This window comes from Polaribacter sp. AHE13PA, from assembly GCF_019278505.1.
Lineage (GTDB): Bacteria > Bacteroidota > Bacteroidia > Flavobacteriales > Flavobacteriaceae > Polaribacter.
In genome coordinates, this window is record NZ_CP058985.1 from 401,615 (window position 1) to 427,707 (window position 26,093).

Here is a 26,093-nt window from a genome sequence, read left to right on the forward strand (position 1 = left end):
GAAATTAGAGGTCTTTAGTTAATGATTTTACTATTTTATTATCAGCCAAAAACTCTTTTAAAATTACTTTTAACGCAGTGTATAAAGGTACAGCAGTAATCATACCTACAACACCAAAAAGTAGGCCTCCAATAATGATTATTAAGAAAATTTCTAACGGATGAGATTTTGTTGTCTTAGAAAATATAATTGGCTGACTCGCAAAATTGTCAATTAATTGTGCAATTAGATAACCAGTCATTACATACATGGTTGTTGGTAAAATTTCTGATTGAAAATCTAATCCAATATTACTTGTCATCGATAAAATAAACATAATTACGGCGCCAATTAAGGGACCAACATACGGAATTAGGTTTAACAAAGCACATAAAAAAGCAATGACGACGGCGTTATTAATTCCAAAAATTAGTAAGATAATAGTGTATATGATAAATAGGATTGTAATTTGAGAAATTAGTCCAATAAAATATCTAGACAGTAAATTGTTAATGGTGTCTAAAGATTTAGAAAACCTGCTTTCATTGCCTTCTGGGACTATTACCATCACGCCGTTTTTAAGCAAGTGACTATCTTTCATAAAAAAGAAAGAGATAAATAATACAGAAAATAAACCAACACTTATTGTACCTACAGCACCTAAAACAGCATTTAAGAAATCAGGGATTTCTTTAAATTGAGAAATAAAATCTACATTTTTTAATTCACCCAAAACATCTATTCCTCTAGAAGAAAAATAGCCTGTAATTTGGTTAAAAATTTCTTGAATATTTGCTTCTAGTTTATCCACCTCAAGCAAAGATAAATTTTGGCCTTGCTCAGTAATTAAAGGGATAAACATTAAAATTAAACCTGTTAATAGGCTTAACATAAAAATCATGGTAAATACAACAGCAAGCGTGTTGGGAAACTTTAATTTTGCTCTTAGAAAAATAATGATAGGTCTGGCAACCAACGATAAAATACTTGCAATTATAATATAGATAATTACAGATTGAATGGTGTATAAGAAATAACCAAGAAGAAAAATTCCTAAAAGTATTCCTATAGCCCTTAAAATTCCGCTGGCAATTGTTTTAGATTTCATTAATTATATCCTTTTACTTTACCCATACTTAAAATATTACCATTACCAAAAGTATGATTAGTTGGTAACAAAGTACCACTTTCTGTAGTGATCCAATCTTGCCAAGTAGCAGAAACACCATCCATTTTCATGCTTGCTACAAACATTTTATAGCTTTTAGGTACAAAATTAGAATCTAAAATCCACAAATAAGAATCACCAGGTGTAGAACCTCCTGTTGTATATTTTACTAACAACGCGTCTTTATGATCTACTTGCTGTATGCTTCTTATAATTCCGTTTTCAAATAATTTATGCGGAGCAACTAACCAAAAAGAATCATTGTTAAAAATATCCCAAGCTTTTTTTACAATAGTTGTATCTGCTTTTTCTTGTTTTTTGTTGTTGATAAACACACTGCTATTTTCTCTATTTCTAGGATATAAATGTACACGAATGCTATCCCAAGAAACGTCTACAATATGTTTTTCTTTGTCCCATTTAAAATGTCTTTTTTCTCCAAAGCTCCATTCTATAAAACGAGTGTTTTTGTATGCTTCATGTTTTATAGCTTTTAAAATATTATTAGCAAGAATATCTGCTTTACTATTTTCCGACGTTACTTCTCCCATACTTATTTCTAAACCAAATATAGATAGTTCATGTTTAGTTGGTAATTTGATACCCGTTTTGGTGTCTTTTAAATCAGACCAAGTTGCAGAAACGCCACCAATAGGTATTATTGAAGTCCACATTTTGAAAGAAGTTGGTAAATAGTTTTCATCTAAAAACCATAGATAAGAATCTCCAGGAGTAGAACCACCAGAAGTGTAGGTAATTAATAAGGCATCTTTATCATTGTATTTTACAAGGCGCCTTTCTGTTCCAGCATCAAAAACTTTGTAAGGAGCTACTAACCAAAAAGAATCGTTATTAAAATAGTCTTGTGCTTGTTTTATAATTTTTGGATCTGGATTTTCAACAGCAATTCCTTTAAAGTCTACAAGGCTTTTTTGCGGTTCATTTAAAAATAAATGAACGGTATTTTCGTTCCATTTTACAATAACAACATTTGTTCTTTTAATCCATTTATAATGATGTTCATTTCTAAAACTCCATTCTAGTATTTCTGTGTTTTTGTAGGCATCAATATTTAATGCATTTAACATTTTTTCTGCTAAAGCATCGGCTTCTTTACCTTGTTTTCCTTCTGGTAAAGGTTCGTTTGTAGCAAAATAATAGATTCCTGCAGAAACAATTATTAGTAATAAAATAATTCCAATAATTTTAAAAAGCTTCTTCATTTTGTGATTTTATAATAAGTGGCTAAATTAATCTTTTTAGAATGAAGAAACTATGTGTTGGCTTTATTATAAGTTAATAAGGTTTTTAAAACGATAGTTCTTTAAATATTTTATTAAATTTCTTTGGAAGTTCTTTTGATATAGAAATAGTTTTTTTTGTAAAAGGATGCACAAAATCTAAAGTTGCTGCATGTAAATACAAGCCTTTTCCATTTAAAACTTTACCTTCTAAAAAGTACTCTTTATCACCTAAAATAGGATTTCCTAAAGAAAATAAATGTTTTCTAAGTTGGTGTTTTCTTCCTGTTTTTGGTGATAATTTCACCAAGTTTAAAAATTCAAAACGTTCTGAAATTACAGTATGTAAAACTTTAAAATTTGTTTTAGATTCTTTTTTATCAATAGGAAGTTTTATCGTTCCTTCTGAGTTCATTTTGCCAATAGTAACAGCAAAATAGGTTTTCTGAATTTCTTTCTCTTTAAATAATTTCCCTAATGCTGTAATTGCTGTGCTTGTTTTACCTATTAATAAAAGTCCGCTTGTAGGATAATCTAACCGATGAATTGGTTGTGGTTTTACTGCATCAGCTAAAGTACTTTTTTTAAGGTTTTGTGCCAATCCGTTGGCAATGGTTACAAACTTATTACCACTCACTAATATACCTGCAGGTTTGTAAACAACGGCTAAAGTTTCGTCTTCAAATAAAACCTCAATATTTAGTTTTAGTCTTTCAAATGTTGATGAGTTTTCAGATTCAAAAAGTTCTATTTTTTCTCCTCCACAAATGTATTTAGATGTGGTTGCTAAACTTCCTTCAATAAAAATAAGTCCTTTTTTAACAGCTTTTTTAATACCAGATTTTGTGGGGATTGTGTTAAAAATACCAACGCTATATTCTTGAAAACGAATTGGTTTTTCTAACTTTTCTACAATATGAGTTTCTATTAATTGCATTATTTAGCAAATAATTGATTCATATCTTGAAAAGCTTTAAACTCTAAAGCATTATTTTCTGGATCTTTAAAAAACATGGTTGCTTGTTCACCTACTTTTCCTTTAAAACGAATACAAGGTTCAATTTCAAATTTTGTGTTAACAGACTTTAAACGCTCTGCTAAAGAATGCCAATCTTCCCAAGTTAAAACAACTCCAAAATGCGGAACCGGAACATCATGACCATCAACAGGATTTGTAACAGCTTTTGTTGGTACATATTCTTCTTTTTGGTGAATTACCAATTGATGTCCGAAGAAATTAAAATCTACCCATTGTTCTGTACTTCTGCCTTCTTCGCAGTTTAAAATATCTCTGAAAAAGGTTCTGCATTTTTCTAAGTCTTGTACAGGAATTGCTAAGTGAAATGGTTGTACTTGCATACGTTTTATAGTTTATTTTTATTAAAATTCATTAAAACCCTACGGCTGTATCATCTCCACGTTTATCTGCTCCACCTTCTAAACTTGTGTCGGGTAAAACTAAAATTGCAGAAACTTTACCAATAATTTTAGAAGTAGTTTCATCAATGGTATATCCAAGGTCTTTTAATTCTGAGATTACTTGTTTGTCAAAACTATTCGGCTCCATTTTAACTACATCTGGCAGCCATTGGTGATGAAATCTCGCAGCATTTACCGCTTCTTGCATTCCCATTTTATATTCATGAACATTTAGGATAGTTTGTAAAACAGATGTTATTATGGTAGATCCACCAGGAGTTCCGACTACCATAAAAAGTTTGCCGTTTTTTTCAACAATAGTTGGTGTCATAGAACTCAACATTCTTTTTTCTGGATGAATTTCATTGGCTTTTGCACCAATTAAACCAAACATGTTTGGCACACCAGGTTTGCTGCTAAAATCGTCCATTTCATTATTGAAAAAGAAACCTAATTCAGGTGAATATAATTTAGAACCATAAGCACCGTTTAAAGTTGTGGTTACCGAAACGGCATTTCCAAATTGATCTACAATTGAATAATGGGTAGTTTCATTACTTTCTATAACTTCTATATTTCCATGAGAAACATCGGCTGATTTTGTTGCTCTTTCAAAAGAAAAATCTGCCATTCTTTCTTTAGCATATGCTTTAGAAATTAGTTTTTGTTGTGGTACGGTAACAAAATCTGGATCTCCTAAAAAGAAACTTCTATCTGCATACGCACGTCTTTCTGCTTCTGTAATAACTTGAATAGATTTTGTTGCATTATGCCCAAATTTATCTACATCAAAAGGCTCAATCGCTTTCATTATTTGTGCCAAAGCAACACCTCCACTAGATGGGGGAGACATCGAAATTACTTTTAAGTCATCATAGGTAAAAGTAACAGGAGTTCTCCATTTAGCCTCGTATTTAGCTAAATCTTCTAAAGTGATGATTCCTCCATTTGCTTGAATAAAATTGACTATTTTTTTAGCAGTTTCTCCTTTGTAAAATTCATCTAATCCATTTTGTTGAATACGGATTAATGTTTCTGCTAACGCAGGATATTTAATGGTGTCATTTTCTTTCCAGTTTTTATTAAAAGGAATGGAATCTTTATTTGCTTTTAAAAATAAAGATTGATAATTTTTAATTCTATCTTCTTGCTTTTTAGTTACTACAACTCCTCGTTTAGCTAAAGCGATAACAGGCTTTAAAATTTCTGACATTGGCATTGTTCCAAATTTTTTATGAGTAGTAAAAATACCTGCTAATGTTCCTGGAACTCCAACTGCCATTGCTCCTAAAGTACTTTTTTCTTTTACAACATTACCTTCATTGTCTAAATACATGTCTCTGCTAGCTGCTAATGGTGCTTTTTCTCTATAATCTAACGCGCCAATTTCTCCATCTGCTTTTCGGTAGACCATAAAACCACCACCACCAAGGTTTCCTGCAAATGGGTATGCAACTGCCAAAGCTAAATCTGTAGCAGCCATTGCATCAAAAGCATTTCCACCTTTTTTAAGAATGTCAGAGCCAATTTTAGACGCTTCAATTCTTGCAGAAACAACCATAGCCTTTTGAGTGATTAGACCTGTAGTATTTTCTTTTTGTTCTGCAGTCTTACAGTTAATCATTAAAAGTGAAAGACTAAAAAGTAAAATTATTTTTTTCATAAGGGTGGTGTTAAGTTCTTTGATTTTTTTAGAAGGAGTAATACTTCAATTTAAAACTTCTTCCTATTAGTTATCCAAAATATATTCAACAAAAATTACTCTTGAATTTCATTTGTGTTAGAAGCGCTAGTTAGTTCTTTAAACTTTTGATTTGTATGTGCTATTAAATCTTTAAAAAATAAGGTAAAATCTTCTTGAAGCTCATCTTCTAAAAGACGTAAATCCTCAATAGCTAAATTCATTTGAGATTTTCCTTTTGTTCTAGTATTCATTCCGTTTAAAACCGTTGCAATTCCGTCTTTATATTGATAATTGAACAAAATATTATATTCAATCATATATTTAATGAAGTTTTGAGATTTTAGAGGTAAATCGTCTGAAATACTGCTAAATAAATCATAAACATCTTTGGTATAGGTTTCTAGCGGAACGTCTGAATAATCTGCCCAATTTTTTGCTAAGAAGTAATCATAAAAAATATCGATAATTACGCCATCATAATGTCTGTAACGTTCGTGCAAACGTCTTTTACTTTTTCGTACAACTTCATGAGCATCTGTAAACGTGTCAATTTCTCTGTGTAAGAAAATTCCTTGCTGAATTTCTTTAGAAAAGCTCAAATAATTATTACCTCTAATATGGTCGGCAATAAAATTACCAATCATAATATTGGTGTTGTTTTGTGATAAATATAAATGGGCTAGGAAATTCATGAAGGTAAATGTAAAGAAAAAACCACAATTAATTTTTAATCAATTGTGGTTTTTAAAATTATAATTTCCTGCTTTTACAGGAATGATATATCATTTTAATGCAATAAATAAAGTGTATTAGCTATTTAACATTACTGGCATTACTAACATGGTAACTTGTTCACCTTCGTCAGTACCATCAATAGGAGTTAAAATTCCTGCTCTGTTTGGTAAAGACATTTCAATTAAAACATCGTTAGAGCTTAAATTGTTTAACATTTCGCTTAAAAAACGAGAGTTAAATCCAATTTGCATATCATCACCTTGGTAATCACAACTTAAACGTTCGTCTGCTTTGTTTGAGAAATCTAAATCTTCGGCAGAAATATTTAATTCCGTCCCCGCCATTTTTAAACGAATCTGGTGTGTTGTTTTACTAGAGAAAATAGAAACACGTCTTACAGAGTTTAAGAAAGAAGCTCTATCTACCGTTAATTTATTTGGATTCTCTTTTGGAATTACTGCTTCGTAATTTGGATATTTACCATCAATTAAACGACATACTAAAACTACGTTATCAAACGTAAATTTTGCATTTGCATCGTTATATTCAATAGTAACATCACTATCAGAACCACCTAAAATACCTTTTAATAAGTTTAAAGGTTTTTTTGGCATAATAAATTCTGCAGTTTGATCTGCAGTAACATCGGTTCTTGTATATTTTACTAATTTGTGAGCATCCGTAGCAACAAAAGTCAAACTTTGCGAGCTAAACTGAAAAAATACACCACTCATTACTGGGCGTAAATCGTCATTTCCTGCAGCAAATATTGTTTTAGAAATTGCAGTTCCCAAAATACTTGCAGGTACTACTGTTTTACTTGGTGATGGTAAAGAAACCGCTTTAGGGAATTCATCTCCACCAAAATAAGCCATGTCATATTTACCTTGATCAGAACTAATTTCAATTGCATTGTCACCTTCCGTTTTAAACGTTAAAGGTTGGTCTGGAAACGTCTTTAAGGTATCTAATAATAAACGTGCAGAAACAGCTATAGAACCAGAACTATCACTTTCTACATCTATTACAGAACTCATTGTTGTTTCTAAATCTGATGCAGAAACTTTTAATTGGTTTTCAGATAATTCAAACAAAAAGTTATCTAAAATTGGTAAGGTATTGTTGCTATTTATAACGCCGCCTAAAACTTGTAATTGTTTTAATAATTGCGAACTCGATACAATAAATTTCATTGATTTTTTATCTTTATTAGTCTTACAAATATAACCTTATTAAGTGATTCTGAAAATTAATTTATTAACAGGTTATGAGCATTTTGTTAATGAAGTTTGAAACGTTATAATTATGTTAACAAATTTCAAGACCCCTCATAAAAAACTACATTTGTTTTTATGACAATCTGTAATTTTTTAAAGATTGTTAGACTAATCATTACAATGAGGTTTATATAATTTTTTTTAACCTCACTAAGACTTAAAAGAATAGACCAATTTTATACATATGAAGAAATTTTTACTTTCTACACTAGCATTTTTACTGATTTCTGTTTCAGTATTCGCTCAAAAACCTCAAAAATTAACCTCGAATCAGATTTACGAGAAAATTCAAAAACTGAATTTCTTAGGAACTGCGCTTTATATTGCTGCGCATCCAGATGATGAAAATACGCGCTTAATATCTTATTTATCAAACAATGTAAAAGCAAGAACTGCTTATTTGTCTTTAACAAGAGGAGATGGAGGTCAGAATTTAATAGGTTCGGAACTTAGAGAGTTATTAGGTGTTATTAGAACTCAAGAATTATTAGCCGCAAGAAGTGTTGATGGTGGTGAACAAATGTTTACAAGAGCGAATGATTTTGGATATTCTAAACATCCAGATGAAACGTTAGAAATTTGGAATGAAGAAGCTGTTTTAAGTGATGTTGTTTGGGCAATAAGAAATTTTAAGCCAGATGTTATTATCAATAGGTTCGATCATAGAACTCCTGGCACAACGCATGGTCATCATACAGCTTCTGCTATTTTAAGTGTGGCGGCTTTTGATATTGCCAATGATTCTACAAAATATTCTGATCAACTTAAATATACCAAAACTTGGCAACCAAAACGTTTGTTTCATAATATTTCTTCTCGTTCCTTTAAAAGTCAAGAAGCATTTAACGAAGCTGCAAAAGATTTAATTTCTTTTGATATTGGAGCGTATTATGCTTTAAAAGGTTTGTCTAATAATGAGATTGCGTCTATAGCAAGTAGCCAACATTTGAGTCAAGGTTTTGGGCGTTTGAGTACAAGAGGATCTCAAAAAGAGTATGTAGAGTTTTTAAAAGGAGATTCTTTAATAGTAGAAAACGATGTTTTTTCTGGTATTAATACTACTTGGAGTCGTTTAAAAAATGGAGCTTCAATAGGAAAAATTTTAAACGATGTTGAAGATAATTTTGATTTTGTAAATCCGTCTAAACACTTATCTAAATTAATGTTAGCGTATAGCATGATGAGCGATTTAGAAGACAACCACTGGAAAACAATTAAAGAAAAGCAGATTAAAGAAATTATTGAAGCTTGTGCAGGTTTGTATATAGAGGCTTCTGCAAACAGTTCTTCTGGAACACCTAATTCTAAAATTGATATAAACTTTGAAGTATTAAATAGAAGTGATGTAAACATGCAGCTAACTTCTGTTGTTTCTGAATTGGATAGCATTGAAATTTTTAAAGGATTTAATTTAACAAAGAATGAGAAATTTACATTTAAAGAAACATTTGTTTTAAAAACAAATTCTTATACAGATCCTTATTGGTTGCGTAAAGAGGCTAGTTTAGGAATGTATACTGTAGATGATCAAGCATTAATTGGGTTGCCAGAAACACCTAGTATTTCTAAAATAACGTATAAATTAATCATAGATTTTATTCCGATTACCATAACAAAGAATATTGTTAGACGATATGCTGAAAGAGATAAAGGAGAAATTTATGAACCTTATGAGGTTTTACCAGAAGTAACCACAAAAATTAAAAACAAAGTACTTATTTTTTCTGATAGCATTTCTAAGAATATCAATGTAGCAATTAGAGCCGGTATTCCTTTTGTGCAAGGAAAGGTAAGTTTAAAAGTTCCTGAAGGTTGGCGAGTAACTCCTTCAGAAATTAATTTTAATATTGAACAAAAGGAAGACGTACAAAATGTTTCGTTTTTAGTAACACCACCTAAAGATCCGTCTGAAGGAAAATTAGAAGTTATTGCCGTTTCTAAAGGAGAAAGTTATGCAAAAGAATTGGTTGAGATTAATTACAATCATATTCCTAAACAAAGTGTTTTGTTAAATTCTGAAGCAAAAGTTGTTCGTTTAGATATTCAAAAAGTAGGAAATACAATTGGTTATATAAAAGGAGCAGGCGATGCTGTTCCAGAAAGTTTACGTCAGATTGGTTATCGCGTAGAAATTATAGAACCTATAAATATTAATGGAGAAAACTTGTTAAAGTATGATGCAATCGTTTTAGGTATTAGAGCTTATAATGTTGTTGATGAACTAAAATTTAAACAAAAATTCTTGTTAGAATATGTAGCAAAAGGAGGAAACATGATTGTGCAATATAATACGAATAGAAATGTAGATGTTGCAGCACCTTTTCCTTTAAAGTTATCTAGAGATAGAGTAACAGATGAGTCTGCAGATGTTTTAATATTAGCAGAAGACAACCCGTTAATGAATTTTCCTAATAAAATTACCAACGAAGATTTTAATGGTTGGGTACAAGAACGTGGTTTGTATTTTCCTAATATTTGGCATGAATCTTACACACCTGTTTTATCTATGAATGACAAAGGAGAACACATGAAATTGGGTAGTTTGTTAATAGCTAAATATGGTAAAGGAAATTATATCTATACAGGTTTAAGTTTCTTTAGAGAATTGCCTGCAGGTGTTTCTGGTGCGTATAGATTATTTGCAAATATGTTGTCTGTAGGGAAAGAAGTTTCAAAGTAAGGTTCAGGGTTTAAGATTTCAAGTTTGAGATTTCAAGTTTGAGATTTCAAGTTGGAATATTAAAGTGAAGTTTAAAAAGGACAAAAGTGGCAAACAAGTTTAGCCCTGATTGAGTTAGTTGTTTGAGCTCTTTTTTACTGTCAGTTCGAGTGAATTTGAGAAGAATGAGCAAATTTGTATCGAGAACAGAAGTAAAAAAAGCGAGTAACGAAAGCAGGAAATAGCTTCTAATAAAAATAGAATGAAAGAAGAAAAATATACTTGGAAAAAAGAATATTCATTGGTTTTAATAGCGAATGTAATTTATATTATTGCGTTTTATTTAATTACAAATTATTTTACAGTTTAGTCTATGGAAATTGAAAGTAAATTACATGCAATAGATTGGATTATTCTTTCTGTAACCTTAATTTTTATAGTAGCGTATGGTACATATGTAACTAGAAAAAATAAGAATGTAACCGATTATATTAAGGGTGGGAGCGACTCTAAATGGTGGACAATCGGTCTGTCTGTAATGGCAACACAAGCGAGTGCAATTACGTTTTTATCTACACCAGGACAAGCCTTTCATAGTGGTATGGGCTTTGTACAGTTTTACTTCGGATTACCTATTGCAATGATTATAATTTGTGTAGTTTTTATACCGATTTATCATAAATTAAAAGTCTACACAGCTTACGAATTTTTAGAAGGAAGATTCGATTTAAAAACGAGGAGTTTAGCGGCAATTTTGTTTTTAATTCAACGTGGATTGGCTGCCGGAATTACCATTTTTGCACCTGCCATTATTTTAAGTGCCGTATTAGATTGGGATTTATTAACACTGAATATTATCATCGGTTTTTTAGTGATTATTTACACGGTTTCTGGAGGTACAAAAGCAGTAAACGTAACGCAAAAACAACAGATGATTATCATTTTTATAGGAATGTTAATTGCGTTTTTTATGATTATGAGTCAGCTTCCGGAGAACATTACATTCAGCAATGCATTAGAAATTGCAGGTGCAAGTAATAAAATGGAAGTGTTAGATTTTTCTTTCGATTTAAGTAATAGGTACACGGTTTGGACGGGGATTTTAGGGGGAACATTTTTAATGTTATCATATTTTGGAACAGACCAAAGTCAGGTACAACGTTATTTGTCAGGAAAATCGGTTAGAGAAAGTCAGTTAGGTTTAATTTTTAACGGATTGTTAAAAGTGCCAATGCAGTTTTTTATTCTGCTAATTGGTGTTATGGTTTTTGTTTTTTATCAATTTAATGCATCGCCTTTAAACTTTAATCCTACAGCAAATGACGCGGTTCAGAACTCTGAATTTGTTGGTGAATATCAGAAATTAGAAGCAGAACATACCATTATAGAAAATGATAAAAGATTGTTGTTTTCTGATGGTTTTCAGAAGGAAGAAGCTACTCGAATTCAAGAATTAAATGAAAGAGATTTAGCCTTAAAGGAATCAGCTAAAGAAATTATTAAAAAAGTAAATGAAAAATCCATTAAAAAAATAGAATCAAACGACAAGGATTATGTGTTTATTCATTTTATTTTAAACAATTTACCAAGAGGATTAATCGGACTTTTATTAGCTGTTATTTTATCTGCAGCAATGTCTTCTACTGCATCGGAATTAAACGCATTGGCAAGTACAACTGCTATAGATTTGTACAAGCGAAATGTAAGAGAAGATAAAGATGAAGAGCACTATGTAAAGGCTTCTAAATGGTTTACATTGCTTTGGGGAATCATAGCCATTTCGGTGGCGTGTGTGGCCAATTTATTCGATAATCTAATTCAGCTTGTAAATATTATTGGGTCTATTTTCTACGGAAACGTCTTGGGTATTTTCTTGTTGGCATTTTTCTTTAAAAAGGTAAATGGAAATGCAGTGTTTAGAGCAGCTTTAATTACGCAAATATTAATTTGTTCTATTTATTATTTCGGAATTTACAACCTAGAATCACAAGGTTTAGAACCGATAATTAGTTATTTATGGCTGAATTTTATTGGATGTGTTTTAGTGATATTTTTCTCACTATTATTCGTTTTTAAAGCGATAAATAGGCAAAGTAAAATAGCGTTAGTAATTAGTTTATTGGCTATTTTAAAAATTACATATGATGTGTTGAACGATGTTTCATTAAACATAACTCATGTTGTTTCTCTAATTGTATTATTTTCTTTTTTAGGGTTCTTTAATATTGATAAAACAATTTTAAATGAAAAAGAAAATTAATTGAGAATACTTTAGATAAACAAATGTAGACAGTATTTGATACCTTTTTAGATTCTATCTTGAAATAATTAAAAAAGTTACTATGGAAAATAAAATAATAAAATGGGGAATTATTGGCCTTGGAAAAATAGCTACAAAATTTGCTACTGATTTAGCAACTGTAGAAAATGCAGAATTAGTTGCTGTTGCTTCTAGAAGTGAGGGGAGAGCAACTGATTTTGGAAAGAAATTTGGTGCTAAAAAGGCATATAAATCATACGAAGCTTTGGCTAAAGATGCTGAGGTAGATGCAGTATATGTGGCTACTCCGCATAGTTTTCATAAAGAACACGCTATACTTTGCTTAGAAAATAAAAAAGCAGTTTTATGTGAAAAGCCTTTTGCAATGAATTTGCAAGAAGTAGAAGAAATGATTGCGGTAGCAAAAGAAAATAATGTTTTGTTGATGGAAGCATTATGGACGTATTTTTTACCACATTTTACGTATGTTTTAGATCTTGTTAAGAGCAGAGAGTATGGAGAGCTAAAAAAACTAGAAGCAGATTTTGGTTTTTATAATACGTATGATACAGATCGAAGATTATTTAAAAAAGAAGTGGGAGGAGGAAGTTTATTAGATATTGGTATTTATCCAATTTTTGCAGCTTTATCTACTTTGGGAACTCCAGTTACTATTGAAGCCGATGCTACTTTCTTTAAAAATGGTGCAGATGCAGAATGTAATATGCTTTTTAATTATAAAAATGCGACTGCTAATTTAAAAAGTACCTTGTTAGAGAATACTCCAACGGAAGCTGTTTTTACGTTTGACACTGCAATTGTAAAAATAAACACACAATTTCATGCGCCTTCTTCTGTAACAATTTTAAAAAATGATACAGAAGAAACCATTAGTTTCGATTATAAAACCATTGGTTATAGTTTCGAAACAGAACATTTTAATAGTCTTTTAAGAGAAAACAAAAAAGAAAGTACTATTATGACCTATGATTTTTCTAGAAGTCTAATTCGTGTTTTAGACACCGTTAGAGAAAGTATCAATCTAACGTATTAAAGATGCTTTTTTGAGTATATGGAATTTTAAATAAGAAAAATGCTATTATGAATTTAGCAAGTCTTTCACGGTTAAATCGTTGTTTTTATCTAAACGAGCTATTATTTTTAAAAACAATATAGCTGTAATGAGAGCATCTCCACTTGCGGTATGTCTATCACTTTTAGATACATTTAGTTCATCACATAATTGATCTAAAGTATAACGTTCTTTTGGCAATGTGTTTTGATAAACAGTATGTTTAGAGGTTCTATATAGATGTTCTGTATCTAAGGTCTTATTTTTAATTTCTGGTAGTTGGTTTCTTACTAAAATTTGGTTCATCATCATAATGTCAAAGTTTATATGGTGCCCAACTAAAATTGAATTACCGATGTATTTTAAAAAACTTTTTAGCGCTTCTAATTCAGAGATTTTTGTTATGCTACCTTCTTTTAAAATTCCGTGAATGTGTACCGTTTCTGGATTAAATATTTCTTGTTTTAAATAGACTTCAAAACTATCATTTACATTTAAAGTGTTGTCGATTAAAGAAACAGCACCAATAGACAATACACGATCTCTCATTCTATTAAATCCCGTAGTTTCTGTGTCAAAAACAACAAATCGAGTTTCATTTATAGCGAGTTTTGGTGCGTTTAAAAAACTATCTTCATACTCTAAAAAGTAATCCGGAAGTACCTTGTTTTCCTTCTTATTAAACCAGTTAAACTTCATAATTATCTCATGTTTGATAAGTTAAATTTAATAGTAAGCACTTCTTGAATTTCTCTAATAGGTTTAAAACACCTTTTTAGTTTCAACTTTTCTTCTTTTGTTAAAGACTCTAATTTAATAAATTTACCAGAATCGTTGTGTAATATCCCTTGTTTGGTTTTAAACTTTAACAAGGCTTTAAAAGCATAAGAGCAAGATTGGTACAGTTCTTTATTTTGAGGTTCTATTTCAGCTAATCTTTCAAAACGGTGTGCAGTATTGTTAATTTCAAAGATATTATTAGAGAGTGTTAAAAGTCTTGCTGCATTAATTAAGGGCATTAAAGCTCTTTGTTTTATGTTAAAAGAATCTTTATGGTCACCATTATTCTCTACTAGAAACTGTTTGAAAAATCCTAGAGGAGATGGACTTGCAATGGCTTCTTTTGCTAAAAAAGTAAATAAAAGAGTCCTTTCATTAAGTGTTTTAAAAATGCTTTTGGTTAGCTCTCTTGCCATAGAAACTTCACCATAAATAGCGTTAAAATCAAAGAAAATAGACGATAATAAAATGGCTTCTCCATCAACATTAAAAATCCACTCGTTAAATTGATCTTTCCATTCAGATAAAGACAAGCACCATTTAGGATTGCTTGCCATCATTTCTGCAGGGCAATATTCATAACCAATTTTATGTAGCGATTTTGTAATATGACCTGCTAATTGTAAAAAATATTCTTTCGTTTCTGTATATTGTTCTTTGCTAACATCCTCGAAAATGATAGCATTGTCTTGGTCTGTATATAAAAGTTGTTCTTTTCTACCCTGACTTCCTAATGCTAACCAAGTAAATTTAGCAGGCGGTGGCGTAGCCATTTTTTTTAAAGAAATCTCAATAACTCTTATGGTTACACTATCATTTATTTCTGATATAATTTTAGAAATATGTGATAATGGAATGTTTTGTTCTAAATAAGATTTTAAAAGTTGATTGGCCTTGATTCTAATTTCTCTTATTTCTCTTGTTTTTTTAGCTCGTTTAATCTCTTTTAAAATTACTGTTGGGTTGTTTCCTAGTGAAGCTAAAACATCATGATTAGTTAAAATTCCTATCAACTTAGAATTACTAGTTCCATCTACGGTAATACACAAATGACCTACCTTTTGCTTTATCATTTGTAACTGAGCGTCTAAAACAGTAAGGTTTTTAGATTGTGTAATTACTGGGGAAGACATGATTTCTGTTACAGAGATGTCTATAGAAAATAGACCTGTAGCTATTTTGTTTTTAAGATCGCTATTTGTAATAATTCCTAAAGGAACGCAGGCATCATCTACCACTATAATACAGCCAACTTTTTGATTGCTCATTTTTATAGCGGCTTCTTTAGCTGTAGCATTAGCTGTACAGGTTAATGGCTTTTTAGTGTAATTTACAGAGTGTAAATTAGAATAAGCTAAATTATCATTTTCTATATAATCTGTAAAAACATTGCTGTTTTGCTCGTTTGTATAAGGATCAAAAGAGTTAGAAGCAAAAGAAGTTAATAGATATTTATTAATTTTTAAACTTCTTTCTGATACTGCTTCAAAAATTTCAATAGGAATCGCATAGACAATAGATTCTTCATTGGCGATGGCGTCTAATAAATAGTTTTCTTTACTAATTAACGGTCTTAAACCAAAAATGTCACCACCATCACAAATGTCTATCAGCGCTTTTTTGTCATTAGAATTTTTATACAAACTAATTCCTCCATTTCTTACAATGTAAAATTGTTTGTGAATTTCATCATTCTCGTTAAAAATAACTTTTCCTTTTTCTAAATAGATAATGGAAACTTGAGAGGCTATTTCTAATATTTTTTTAGTAGCTAATAAGTTGAAAGGCGGATAGTTTTTTAAAAAATCGTAAACGCGTTCTGCAATTGAATTTTTCATCTTTTATGTATTTGTTGATGAATCTTGTTATAAACCGAACAGTAATACTCATGAAATCTAGGAAGTAAAACATTCTTCAGGTTTTCTGTGCTTTTTAAAGTTGATAAATCAAATAATTCGATGGCATCAACTTCTTCTTCTTGAATGGTTAATGTTGATAAAGGCACTTTTAATTCTGTGATAAAAACATGATGATGCTCGTTATCTTGAATTCCGTTTGCATGAGAAACTTGATGAATCCTTGTGCCTATTTTGATGAGGTCTTTTTCTTCTATTTTAAGTCCGATTTCTTCAAAGACTTCTCTTTTTGCTGAGGTAATAATAGCTTCTCCGGCAGCAATATGTCCTGCAACAGAAATATCCCATAAACCAGGAAATACTTTTTTGGTTAATGCTCTTTTTTGAAGTAATATTTTTTCATCCGAAGTAAAAAGCCAAATATGAACAGTTGCATGAAACCAACCATTTTTATGGGCTTCAGATTTTAAAGCAGTTTTTCCTGTAAGTTTTCCATCAGGAGTTAAAATGTCTATGAGTTCGTCCATAATTAAAAGACACGAATTTCACTAATTACCACTAAATAATATTTTTTAGTTAGTTTGTCATTTCGACGATAGGAGAAATCTCATAATATAGATTACAAAATCATGAGATTTCTCAATCGCTTAAAAAAAGCTCATTTCAAAATGATATAAAAGTCAAAATAATTAGCATAATCCGTGAAATTCGTGTCTGTATTTTATTTATTCAAAATAAGAAAAAGTTTCTCCTCCTTTAATATTCAATAATGTTTCATAAATCATTTTAATCACATTTTCTACATCATCTCTGTGTACCATTTCTACAGTGGTGTGCATGTATCTTAACGGTAAAGAAATTAGAGCAGAAGCAACTCCTCCATTACTATAAGCAAAAGCATCTGTATCAGTTCCTGTTGCTCTAGAAAGTGCAGAACGTTGAAAAGGAATTTCTTTTGCTTCGGCAGTATCTGTAATTAAATCACGTAATTTTTGTTGAACAGCCGGTGCATAAGCAATAACCGGACCTTTACCTAATTCTAAAAGACCAGCAGTTTTTTGCTCGATCATTGGTGTAGTTGTATCGTGTGTTACATCAGTAACAATTGCCACATTTGGTTTAATGGTTTGTGTAATCATTTCTGCACCACGCAAACCAATTTCTTCTTGTACTGAGTTTGTAATGTACAATCCGAAAGGCAATTCTTTTTTGTTTTCTTTTAATAAACGAGCTACTTCGGCAATCATAAAACCACCCATTCTGTTGTCTAAAGCTCTACAAACAAATTTATCTCCGTTTAAGATATGAAATTCATCTGGATATGTAATTACACAACCAACATGAACACCTAAATCTTCTACTTCTTTCTTAGTAGCACAACCTGTATCTATAAAAATGTTGTCTGGTTTTGGAGCTTGCTCATTTGATTTGTCTCTTGTATGAATTGCAGGCCATCCAAAAACACCTTTTACAATTCCGTTTTTAGTGTGAATGTTTACAATTTTACTTGGTGCAATTTGATGATCTGATCCTCCGTTTCTAATCACGTAAATCAATCCGTTATCAGAAATATAATTTACATACCAAGAAATTTCATCTGCATGCCCTTCAATAACTACCTTGTATTTTGCATCTGGGTTTATAACTCCTACTGCAGAACCATAGGTGTCTGTAATAAATGTGTCTACATACGGTTTTAGGTAGTCCATCCAAATTTTCTGACCTTCCCATTCGTATCCGGTTGGTGCAGCATTATTTAAGTATTTTTCTAAAAATGTAAGTGACGCTTTATTTAAAATTGATTTTTTTGCCATTATAAAAGTTTATAAAGTTTTAATATGAAAAGTTCTAAAGTTAAATGTTAGTTCGGTTGTTTTTTCTATTGTAAAAGTAATCAGAAAAAATATCGAGTACATTTTATACTTCCAATGGTAAAAATAATACGATTTTTTAGGAACTCCATTAAAAAAATCACAAAAAAGTGTAACAAAAGTGCTTACTTTTACACTAATCACCAAAGTAATATCACTAAAACCAACAATATGAAGTTAGTAATTGAAAATTTAACCAAAACATACAAAAACGGCGTAAAACCTATTGATAATTTAAGTATTGAAATAGGTACAGGAATGTTTGGTTTGTTAGGACCAAATGGTGCAGGGAAATCTTCTTTAATGAGAACCATTGCAACATTACAGAGTCCAGATTCTGGTTCAATTACTTTTGGTGATATTAATGTTTTAGAAGACAATATGTCTTTACGTAAAGTGTTAGGGTATTTGCCACAATCTTTTGGTGTGTATCCTAAAATGTCTGCCGAAGATTTGTTAGATTATTTTGCTACTTTAAAAGGAATCTCAAAAAAATCTGAAAGAAAAGCCATTGTAAAAGAGGTTTTAGATATTACTAATTTATATGAAGTAAGACATAAATATGTTGCGGGTTATTCTGGCGGAATGAAACAACGTTTTGGTATTGCGCAATTGCTTTTAAACAATCCAAAACTAATTATTGTGGATGAGCCTACTGCAGGTTTAGATCCTGCAGAGAGACATCGTTTTTTAAATGTTTTAAGAGAAGTTGGAAGTAATTGTACGGTTATTTTTTCTACACACATTGTAGAAGATGTTAAAGAATTGTGTAATGAAATGGCTATTTTAAACGGAGGTAGAATTTTAAAACACTCTACACCACAAAAAGCAACAGAAGAATTAGAAAACACCATTTGGACAAAAATTGTAGAAAAAGACGATTTAGAAGAAAATATGAAATTGTACAATGTGTTGTCTAGAAATTTTAATACAGACAATACGTTAAATATAAGAGTACATGCAGAAGAAAAACCTTCAGATGATTTTGTAGCAGCAACTCCGCAATTAGACGATGTGTATTTTATTGCATTAAAACAAGACGAACCAGTTTTAACAAGTTAAGAGTTATTAGTTAAAAGTTAAGAGTACTAACATGCTCTAACCAAAAAAAAATATAAAGAGAATCTAACTCACCACTCAAAACTCATCACTCATAACTTTGTAATTATGTTTTCAACTATTTTTAAACACGAATTAAAATACTGGTTTAACAAACCTGTTTTTTATATTTATATTTCAATATTTTTATTAATATCTTTCTTCTTATCTGCAACATCTGCGGGTATTTGGGATGGCGTTTCTGGTACCACTGGTTCTTCCAGAATTGTAAATTCGCCAATTGGTGTTACAAGTATCTTTAATGCATTTACTATTTTAATCTTCTTTTTATTTCCATCAATTATTGGAGTTTCTATTTACAGAGATTTTAAAAGTGAAATGCACTCCATTTTATTTTCGTATCCGTTTACAAAAGCCAATTATTTATTTGCAAAGTTCTTTAGCGGAATTGTAGTGGTTTCTGCTATTGTTTTGGTTGTTGCTTTAGGAATGGTTATTGGGTTTCGTTTTCCAGGAACCAATTCAGATATTGTTGGCGATTTTAATGTTATGACTTATTTAACAACGTATTTGGTTTATATTTTACCAAATGTATTGTTTTTTGGTGCTGTTGTTTTTGCTATTGTTACATTTTCTAGAAGTGTTGCAGCTGGTTTTATTACGGTAATTATTTTAATGTTTGTTCAGGGAGCTATTTCTAGTATTTTATCAGAACCAGAACAAGCAACTTTGTTAGCTATTTTAGATCCTTATGGTTCTTCCGCGTCTTCTTATTATACAAAATATTGGACCGTTTCTGAACAAAATGAAATGCAAATTCCCATAGGTGAATTGGTAATTTATAACCGTTTATTGTGGTTGGTAGTTTCCTCTTTAATTTTTGGGTTGGTTTATAAATATTTTAAATTTACACAAAATGCAATTACACTTTCTTTTAGAAAAGTAAAAGCAGAAAGAATTACAAAATCTAATTTTAGCGGAGTTACAAGAATAATGTTACCAAAAGTGTCTCATGATTATTCTTTTATTCAGAATTTAAAAGTGATGTGGCACTTGTCTAACATCGATTTTAAATACATTTTTAAAAGTTTACCTTTTATCTGCATTCTTATCGTTGGACTTTTAATGTTGTTTGGAACCTTATTTATTTCTAGTGAAATTTTTGGAACAGATACATTACCAGTAACTTGGCAAATGTTAGGTGGTGGAAATATTTTTAGTTTGTTTGTTATTAATATTTGTACTTTTTTATACGCTGGTATGTTAGTGCAAAGAGCAAGAACTGCAAAAATTAGTCATTTAGTTGATAGTACACCAATACCAAACTGGACATTATTATTCTCTAAATTGATTGCTATTTTAAAAATGCAATTGGTTTTACTGGCAGTAATTATGGTTTCTGGTATGTTGTTTCAAGCGTATCAAGGATATTATAATTTCGAAATTGGTCATTATATAAAAGAGTTGTTTGGTTTAAAATTTTTAAACTATGCAATTTGGGCTTTCTTAGCAATATTTGTACAAACGTTGTTTAAAAATCAATATTTAGGTTTATTGGTTTTGTTAATCGTTGCTATGGGAATTCCGTTTTTAGACTTAATAGGAATTGAGTTAGCCATTTTTAAATATAACGAAGGCCCAGGTTTTAGTTATTCGGATATGAATGGGTATGGCTCTGCGTTGTCTCGTTATTTATGGTATAAAATCTATTGGATTTTAGGAGGAACAGTATTACTTCTTGTAAGTGTTTTATTTTGGGTTAGAGGATTACCAAATTCTTTTTCTGAAAGAATGGATATTGCTGTCTCAAGATTTAAAACACCTCAAAAAATTGGTTTAGCGGTTGTTTTGGTTGCTTTTTTAACTTTAGGTTTTACGATCTATCAAGAAACAAAATCAGAAGAAGAAAACTCAGCTTCTAAACAAGCTGAATTAAATGCCGTTAAATGGGAAAAAAGTTATAAAAAATACGAAGATTATAAGCAACCAAGAATTGTAGCTGTAAATGCAGATGTAGCTATTTATCCGAAGAAAAGAACGTACAAAGCAAGTGCTGTTTTTACAATGATAAATAAAACGGATAAAGCAATTGATAGTATTTTCTTAAATCATAACTCATTAGAAAACACCTTCGAATTTAATAAACCAAATAATTTGGTCTTAGAGGACACGGTTTTTAATTTTGATATTTATAAGTTCGATAAAAAAATACTACCTGGAGATTCGTTACAACTTACAGTGCATGTAAAAAGTAAAGAAAATACCATGTTTCAAAGAAAATCGCCTGTTTTAGCAAACGGAACATTTTTAAATAATTTCTCTATGTTTCCTAGTTTAGGATATTCTTCTGCAGGAGAATTGACTGACAATAAAATTAGAGAAAAGTACAGTTTACCGCCAAATAATTTACAATCTGAACCTACGGATTCTACAGCTTTAGGAAATACATATATTTCTAAAGATTCTGATTGGATAGATTTTGAAGCAACCGTTTCTACATCCGAAGACCAAATTGCAATTGCACCGGGTTATTTACAGAAAGAATGGACAGAAGCTGGACGTAAATATTTCCATTATAAAATGGATAGTAAAATGTTGAATTTCTATGCGTTTAATTCCGCAAGATATCAAGTTAAAAAAGAAATGTGGAATGGTATTAGTTTAGAAATTTACTATCACAAACCACACAATTATAATTTAGATAGAATGCTAAAAGGGATGAAAGCATCTGTTACTTATAACGAGAAAAACTTTAGCCCTTATCAACATAAACAGTTAAGAATTGTAGAGTTTCCGAGAACACAAGGTACTTTTGCGCAATCTTTTGCAAATACAATTCCGTTTTCTGAAGGCTTTGGTTTTATTGCTGCTGTAGATGATACAAATGATGATGGAGTAGATTATCCTTTTGCAGTTACTGTACACGAGGTTGCACATCAATGGTGGGCACATCAAGTTATTGGTGCAGACGTTTTGGGTGCTACCATGTTGTCAGAAAGTTTGTCGGAATATGTTTCTTTAAAAGTATTAGAGCATCAAAATGGAAAACCGAAGATGCGTACCTTTTTAAAGAAAGCTTTAGATGATTATTTAATGCAAAGAACCATGGAAAGAAAACGTGAAAATGCATTGATGTATAACGACGGACAAGGATATATTCGTTATCAGAAAGGGTCTTTAGTTTTTTATGCTTTAAGTGATTATATTGGTGAAGAGAAGTTAAATGGGGCTTTAAAAAAGTATGTAGAAAAAGTAAAGTTTCAAGAAGCTCCATATACAACTTCCGTAGAAATGGTGAATTATATTAGAGAAGTAACACCAGATTCCTTACAATATGTAATTAAAGATATGTTTGAAACCATTACGTTGTACAGAAACCAAATTTTAGAAGTAAAATCTACAGAATTAGACAACGGGAAATACGAAGTAGAAATAGAATTTGAAGTTTCTAAATATAGAAATGATGAAAAGGGAAAACGGTATTATGGTGAAAAAGTGGGAGATACTTTAACGTATCAAACGGATGAAATGAAAAAACCTATTTTATCAGTTCCATTGGCAGATTATATTGATATTGGTATTTTTGCGCAGGAAGAAGTTGATGGGGAAAAGAAAGAAAAAGAGCTGTATTTAAAGAAGCATAAGATTACAGAGATCAATAATAAAATTACAATTATTGTTGATGAAAAACCGGTTGAAGTAGGAGTAGATCCTTACAATAAATTAATAGACACGAAGTCTGAAGATAATAGAAGAAAGTTGTAGTGTTTTATGATAATTGATCTTTCATTTTTTTAATTTGAAAGATCTTTTTTTCAAAATAAAAATTATGAAAAGTATTGTTTTAGGTATTTTAGGTTGTCTTGTTTTTTGTTCTTGTAAACAAGAAAAAGCAATAGAATTAAATTTTCTTGATGAATTTGTTTTAGCAGATTCCATAGCATTTCAAAACTCAATTATTGGAGGATTGTCTGGTATAGATTATGCAAACGATGCTTATTATTTTGTGGTGGATGATGCGAAAAACCCTCGTTTTTTAAAAGCAGCAATAAACATCGAACAAAATAAAATTAAGGCTGTAGATTTTAAAAAGGTTGTTTTATTAAATGATACGACAACTTCTTATTATAAAGAAAACGCTTTAGATTTAGAATCCATTTTTGTAGAAGCAGAAACCGAAGAGGTTTATTTTGTTGGTGAAGGATCTATTAATATAGGTAAAAGTCCTACTGTTTTTAAAACAGGTTTAAACGGAAATTTTATAGAAGCTTATGAGCTTCCTAAAAACTTAAGTGATATTAAAAATATAAAACACAATGCTGTTTTTGAAGGTTCTTCTAAAAGTATTGATGGAAAAGGTTTTTGGGTAGCAATGGAAGGTCCTTTAAAAACGGATGGGGAAGATCCTACTTTTACAAAAGCATCATCACCAATTAGAATCACGTATTTTGATAAAACATCTAAAAAAGCAACAAAGCAGTTTGCGTATCAATTAGAACATATTACAAAACCATCCAAAGGGAATATTAATTTAAACGGATTAACATCGATCTTAGAGTATAAAGAAAATCACTTTTTTATTATTGAAAGGACGTATCAAAGCGGTTATGGTTCTTATGGGAATATTGTCAGAATTTTTGATGCAGTTATCGATAAAAAAACTACTAATGTTTTAAATATAGATGCTTTAAAAGAGTCTGGTTTTATTCCGCTTGAAAAGCGTTTATTATTAAATTTTGAAGAGGTTAAAGGTCAATTAACAGAAGGAATTATAGATAACATAGAAGGTATTACATTGGGACCAAAATTAGCCAATGGAAACCAATCTTTACTTCTAGTTGCTGATGATAATTTTCAAGTCTATGGAAAACAATTAAATCAATTTATTTTATTAGAAATTACTGATTAATAATTTCTTTTTTTATCAAGTTAACGTATTTTAAGTAATGAATTTTTTAAAGTTAAAAGAAACCAGAATCAAAAAAAAGTTTGATAAAAACATCAAGCAAGTGTCTGAAAGTAGAATTGTTTCTCAAAAGGAAATTAAATCTGTGGGTATTTTAACTACGGCAAGTATTTCTTTAGAGGTAGATTTGCAAGCAAAAATAGAAACTTTTCTAGGTCTTAAAAATGTTAAAATATATAGTTTTAAGAAAAGTGTTGCTACAAAAGACACTTCCTTTAAATACTTTACACAAAAAGATATTAATTGGAAAGGGGTGTATATTGAACCTAGTTTTAAAAGTTTTTTAGAAGAACCATTCGATTTGTTAATAGGTTATTTTAGTGAGGCTAATTTGTATTTAGAAACAGCTGTTTTACAATCTAATGCTACCTTTAAAGCTGGTTTTTCTGGAGTAAATTCTAAATTGTACGAATTAGAAGTTTCCGAAGATACAGCACATGTAGAAGCATTTTCATCAGAACTAAAGAAATACCTTCAAATTCTTAAAAAACTAAAAAATTAAACTTTAATAATAAAGTTGTTTATTCTTGGTAAGAATTGTTTTTTTAGTGATGAAGTTCAGCATTAAATTGTAATTTTACGCCTTATAAAATACATAATAATGCAGAGATTTATTGGAACTGGAGTTGCGTTGATAACACCTTTTAAAGAAGATTTAAGTGTAGATTTTGATGCACTTGTAAAATTGGTGAATTTTAACATCGAGAACGGAACAGATTATTTAGTAATTAATGGTACAACAGCAGAAAGTGCAACTATTACTAAAGAAGAAAAACAAGAAATAATTAACGTTATTATTAAGACAAACAATAAGCGTTTGCCTTTAGTTTTAGGGGTTGGAGGTAATAATACCGCTTTAGTTATAGAAGAATTACAAACAAGAGATTTTACAGGTTTAGACGGTATACTATCTGTTGCGCCTTATTATAGTAAGCCAACACAAGAGGGTTTTTATCAGCACTTTAAAGCAATTGCTCAAGCTACAGATTTACCAATTATTTTGTATAATGTTCCTGGTAGAACTGCAAAAAATATGGAGCCTGCAACTACAATACGCTTGGCTAATGAATTTGAAAATATAGTGGGTATTAAAGAAGCAGGAAATAACCAACAACAGTATTATACGTTGTTAAAAGATAAACCAGCAGATTTTTTAATCATTTCTGGAGATGATGATATGGCTTTAGGAGTTGCCTTGGCAGGTGGTTCTGGTGTGATTTCTGTAATTGGACAAGCCTTTCCTAAAGAATTTTCTACAATGATAAATCATGGTTTACAAGGTAATAATAAAGAAGGATATGCTATTCATTATAAAATGATGGATGTTGTAGATTATATTTTTGAAGAGAATAATCCTGCAGGTATAAAAACAGTTTTACAAGAGTTAGGTCTTTGTAAAAATGATGTTCGTTTGCCTTTAGTGCAAGCAAGTGCAGAACTTCAATCTAAAATTGCTAAATTTGTAGCGAACTTTAAATAGAAAATATGTTATCACCAGTTATTGAAAAAGCATTAAACGAACAAATTAGAGTAGAAGCACAGTCTTCTCAAATATATTTGTCAATGGCTTCTTGGGCAGAAGTTTTAGGTTTTGAAGGCGTTGCACAGTTTATGTACGCACATTCAGACGAAGAAAGAATGCACATGTTAAAGTTGGTGAAATTTATAAATGAACGTGGTGGGCATGCAATAGTATCAGCATTAGATGCACCTCCGGTGGAATTTGGTGAATTTAAAGAAATGTTTCAAGAATTATTTAATCATGAAGTTCATGTTTCTGCATGTATAAATGATTTAGTAGATATTTGCCTACAAGAAAAAGATTATGCTACTCATAATTTCTTACAATGGTATGTTTCTGAACAAATAGAAGAAGAAGCATTGGCTAGAAATATCTTAGATAAAATAAAGTTAATTGGTGATGATAAAGGTGGTTTTTATCTGTTTGATAATGATATTAAACAATTAATTACTGCAGTACCACCTGTGCAACAATAATATTAACAAACTTTTAGTAACAACTAATCGCTTTTTTTGCGTCTTTTGTGTCGTTATTATATGACATAA

20 protein-coding genes are annotated in these 26,093 nt (G+C 30.4%); 9 read left to right on the forward strand and 11 right to left on the reverse strand.

Annotation, left to right across the window (positions count from 1 at the left end; all coding sequences use genetic code 11):
* Positions 1 to 4: 4 nt before the first annotated feature.
* From H0I28_RS01745 to dnaN, 7 genes are all read right to left on the reverse strand, one after another.
* A complete protein-coding gene (locus tag H0I28_RS01745; RefSeq protein ID WP_218752566.1) occupies positions 5 to 1,087 on the reverse strand; it encodes an AI-2E family transporter in 1,083 nt (360 codons plus the stop codon).
* Complete coding sequence (locus tag H0I28_RS01750) at positions 1,087 to 2,370, reverse strand: hypothetical protein (protein ID WP_218760222.1); 1,284 nt, start codon at positions 2,368 to 2,370, stop codon at positions 1,087 to 1,089. Before H0I28_RS01750 ends, H0I28_RS01745 begins: the two co-directional genes overlap by 1 nt.
* An 85-nt stretch (positions 2,371 to 2,455) precedes the next feature.
* Complete coding sequence (locus H0I28_RS01755) at positions 2,456 to 3,325, reverse strand: RluA family pseudouridine synthase (RefSeq protein WP_218760223.1); 870 nt, start codon at positions 3,323 to 3,325, stop codon at positions 2,456 to 2,458.
* Positions 3,325 to 3,747 carry a VOC family protein gene (locus H0I28_RS01760; protein WP_218760224.1) on the reverse strand — a complete coding sequence of 141 codons (423 nt, stop codon included), beginning with the start codon at positions 3,745 to 3,747 and terminating at the stop codon, positions 3,325 to 3,327. Before H0I28_RS01760 ends, H0I28_RS01755 begins: the two co-directional genes overlap by 1 nt.
* A gap of 31 nt (positions 3,748 to 3,778) precedes the next feature.
* On the reverse strand, positions 3,779 to 5,470 hold the full coding sequence (gene ggt, locus H0I28_RS01765) for a gamma-glutamyltransferase (RefSeq protein ID WP_218760225.1): 1,692 nt from the start codon (positions 5,468 to 5,470) through the stop codon (positions 3,779 to 3,781).
* A 95-nt stretch (positions 5,471 to 5,565) separates the two neighbouring features.
* Positions 5,566 to 6,135, reverse strand: a complete 570-nt coding sequence (locus H0I28_RS01770) for an ACP phosphodiesterase (protein ID WP_218761544.1) — start codon at positions 6,133 to 6,135, stop codon at positions 5,566 to 5,568.
* Positions 6,136 to 6,300: 165 nt separating this feature from the next.
* Positions 6,301 to 7,419: a DNA polymerase III subunit beta gene (gene dnaN / locus H0I28_RS01775; protein ID WP_165730063.1), complete on the reverse strand. Its 1,119-nt coding sequence runs from the start codon at positions 7,417 to 7,419 to the stop codon at positions 6,301 to 6,303.
* A gap of 268 nt (positions 7,420 to 7,687) precedes the next feature.
* Here dnaN and H0I28_RS01780 point away from each other — a divergent pair, with 268 nt between their 5' ends.
* The 3 genes from H0I28_RS01780 (at position 7,688) to H0I28_RS01790 (ending at position 13,476) form a co-directional block, all read left to right on the forward strand.
* Complete coding sequence (locus H0I28_RS01780; protein ID WP_218760226.1) at positions 7,688 to 10,183, forward strand: PIG-L family deacetylase; 2,496 nt, start codon at positions 7,688 to 7,690, stop codon at positions 10,181 to 10,183.
* A 352-nt stretch (positions 10,184 to 10,535) separates the two neighbouring features.
* Positions 10,536 to 12,422, forward strand: coding sequence for a sodium:solute symporter (locus H0I28_RS01785; RefSeq protein ID WP_218732973.1), 1,887 nt, complete (start codon positions 10,536 to 10,538; stop codon positions 12,420 to 12,422).
* Between the two features lie 82 nt (positions 12,423 to 12,504).
* The gene (locus H0I28_RS01790; RefSeq protein ID WP_218760227.1) at positions 12,505 to 13,476 is read left to right on the forward strand and encodes a Gfo/Idh/MocA family protein; all 972 of its coding nucleotides are present in this window, start codon (positions 12,505 to 12,507) and stop codon (positions 13,474 to 13,476) included.
* 45 nt (positions 13,477 to 13,521) lie between these two features.
* Here the strand turns inward: H0I28_RS01790 and H0I28_RS01795 are convergent, their stop codons facing one another.
* The 4 genes from H0I28_RS01795 to H0I28_RS01810 all read right to left on the reverse strand — a co-directional run bounded on the left by H0I28_RS01795 (position 13,522) and on the right by H0I28_RS01810 (position 17,944).
* Positions 13,522 to 14,193 (reverse strand): PolC-type DNA polymerase III, encoded by a 672-nt coding sequence (locus tag H0I28_RS01795; RefSeq protein WP_218732975.1) that lies wholly within the window; start codon positions 14,191 to 14,193, stop codon positions 13,522 to 13,524.
* A gap of 2 nt (positions 14,194 to 14,195) precedes the next feature.
* On the reverse strand, positions 14,196 to 16,112 hold the full coding sequence (locus tag H0I28_RS01800) for a DUF294 nucleotidyltransferase-like domain-containing protein (protein ID WP_218760228.1): 1,917 nt from the start codon (positions 16,110 to 16,112) through the stop codon (positions 14,196 to 14,198).
* Complete coding sequence (locus H0I28_RS01805; protein ID WP_218760229.1) at positions 16,109 to 16,657, reverse strand: NUDIX domain-containing protein; 549 nt, start codon at positions 16,655 to 16,657, stop codon at positions 16,109 to 16,111. The genes H0I28_RS01800 and H0I28_RS01805 overlap by 4 nt, the downstream gene beginning before the upstream one ends.
* A gap of 198 nt (positions 16,658 to 16,855) precedes the next feature.
* Complete coding sequence (locus tag H0I28_RS01810) at positions 16,856 to 17,944, reverse strand: M42 family metallopeptidase (protein ID WP_218760230.1); 1,089 nt, start codon at positions 17,942 to 17,944, stop codon at positions 16,856 to 16,858.
* Between the two features lie 228 nt (positions 17,945 to 18,172).
* On the opposite strand from H0I28_RS01810, the gene H0I28_RS01815 reads away from it, so the two are divergent.
* From H0I28_RS01815 to H0I28_RS01840, 6 genes are all read left to right on the forward strand, one after another.
* Positions 18,173 to 19,063: an ABC transporter ATP-binding protein gene (locus H0I28_RS01815; protein WP_218752584.1), complete on the forward strand. Its 891-nt coding sequence runs from the start codon at positions 18,173 to 18,175 to the stop codon at positions 19,061 to 19,063.
* Positions 19,064 to 19,168: 105 nt separating this feature from the next.
* The gene (locus H0I28_RS01820) at positions 19,169 to 22,825 is read left to right on the forward strand and encodes a M1 family aminopeptidase (RefSeq protein ID WP_218760231.1); all 3,657 of its coding nucleotides are present in this window, start codon (positions 19,169 to 19,171) and stop codon (positions 22,823 to 22,825) included.
* A 64-nt stretch (positions 22,826 to 22,889) separates the two neighbouring features.
* The gene (locus H0I28_RS01825; RefSeq protein WP_218760233.1) at positions 22,890 to 23,969 is read left to right on the forward strand and encodes an esterase-like activity of phytase family protein; all 1,080 of its coding nucleotides are present in this window, start codon (positions 22,890 to 22,892) and stop codon (positions 23,967 to 23,969) included.
* 37 nt (positions 23,970 to 24,006) lie between these two features.
* A complete protein-coding gene (locus H0I28_RS01830) occupies positions 24,007 to 24,528 on the forward strand; it encodes a hypothetical protein (RefSeq protein ID WP_218760235.1) in 522 nt (173 codons plus the stop codon).
* 99 nt (positions 24,529 to 24,627) lie between these two features.
* Positions 24,628 to 25,506, forward strand: a complete 879-nt coding sequence (dapA, locus tag H0I28_RS01835; protein ID WP_218732983.1) for a 4-hydroxy-tetrahydrodipicolinate synthase — start codon at positions 24,628 to 24,630, stop codon at positions 25,504 to 25,506.
* 5 nt (positions 25,507 to 25,511) lie between these two features.
* Positions 25,512 to 26,024, forward strand: a complete 513-nt coding sequence (locus H0I28_RS01840; RefSeq protein WP_165730085.1) for a ferritin — start codon at positions 25,512 to 25,514, stop codon at positions 26,022 to 26,024.
* Positions 26,025 to 26,093: the final 69 nt, after the last annotated feature.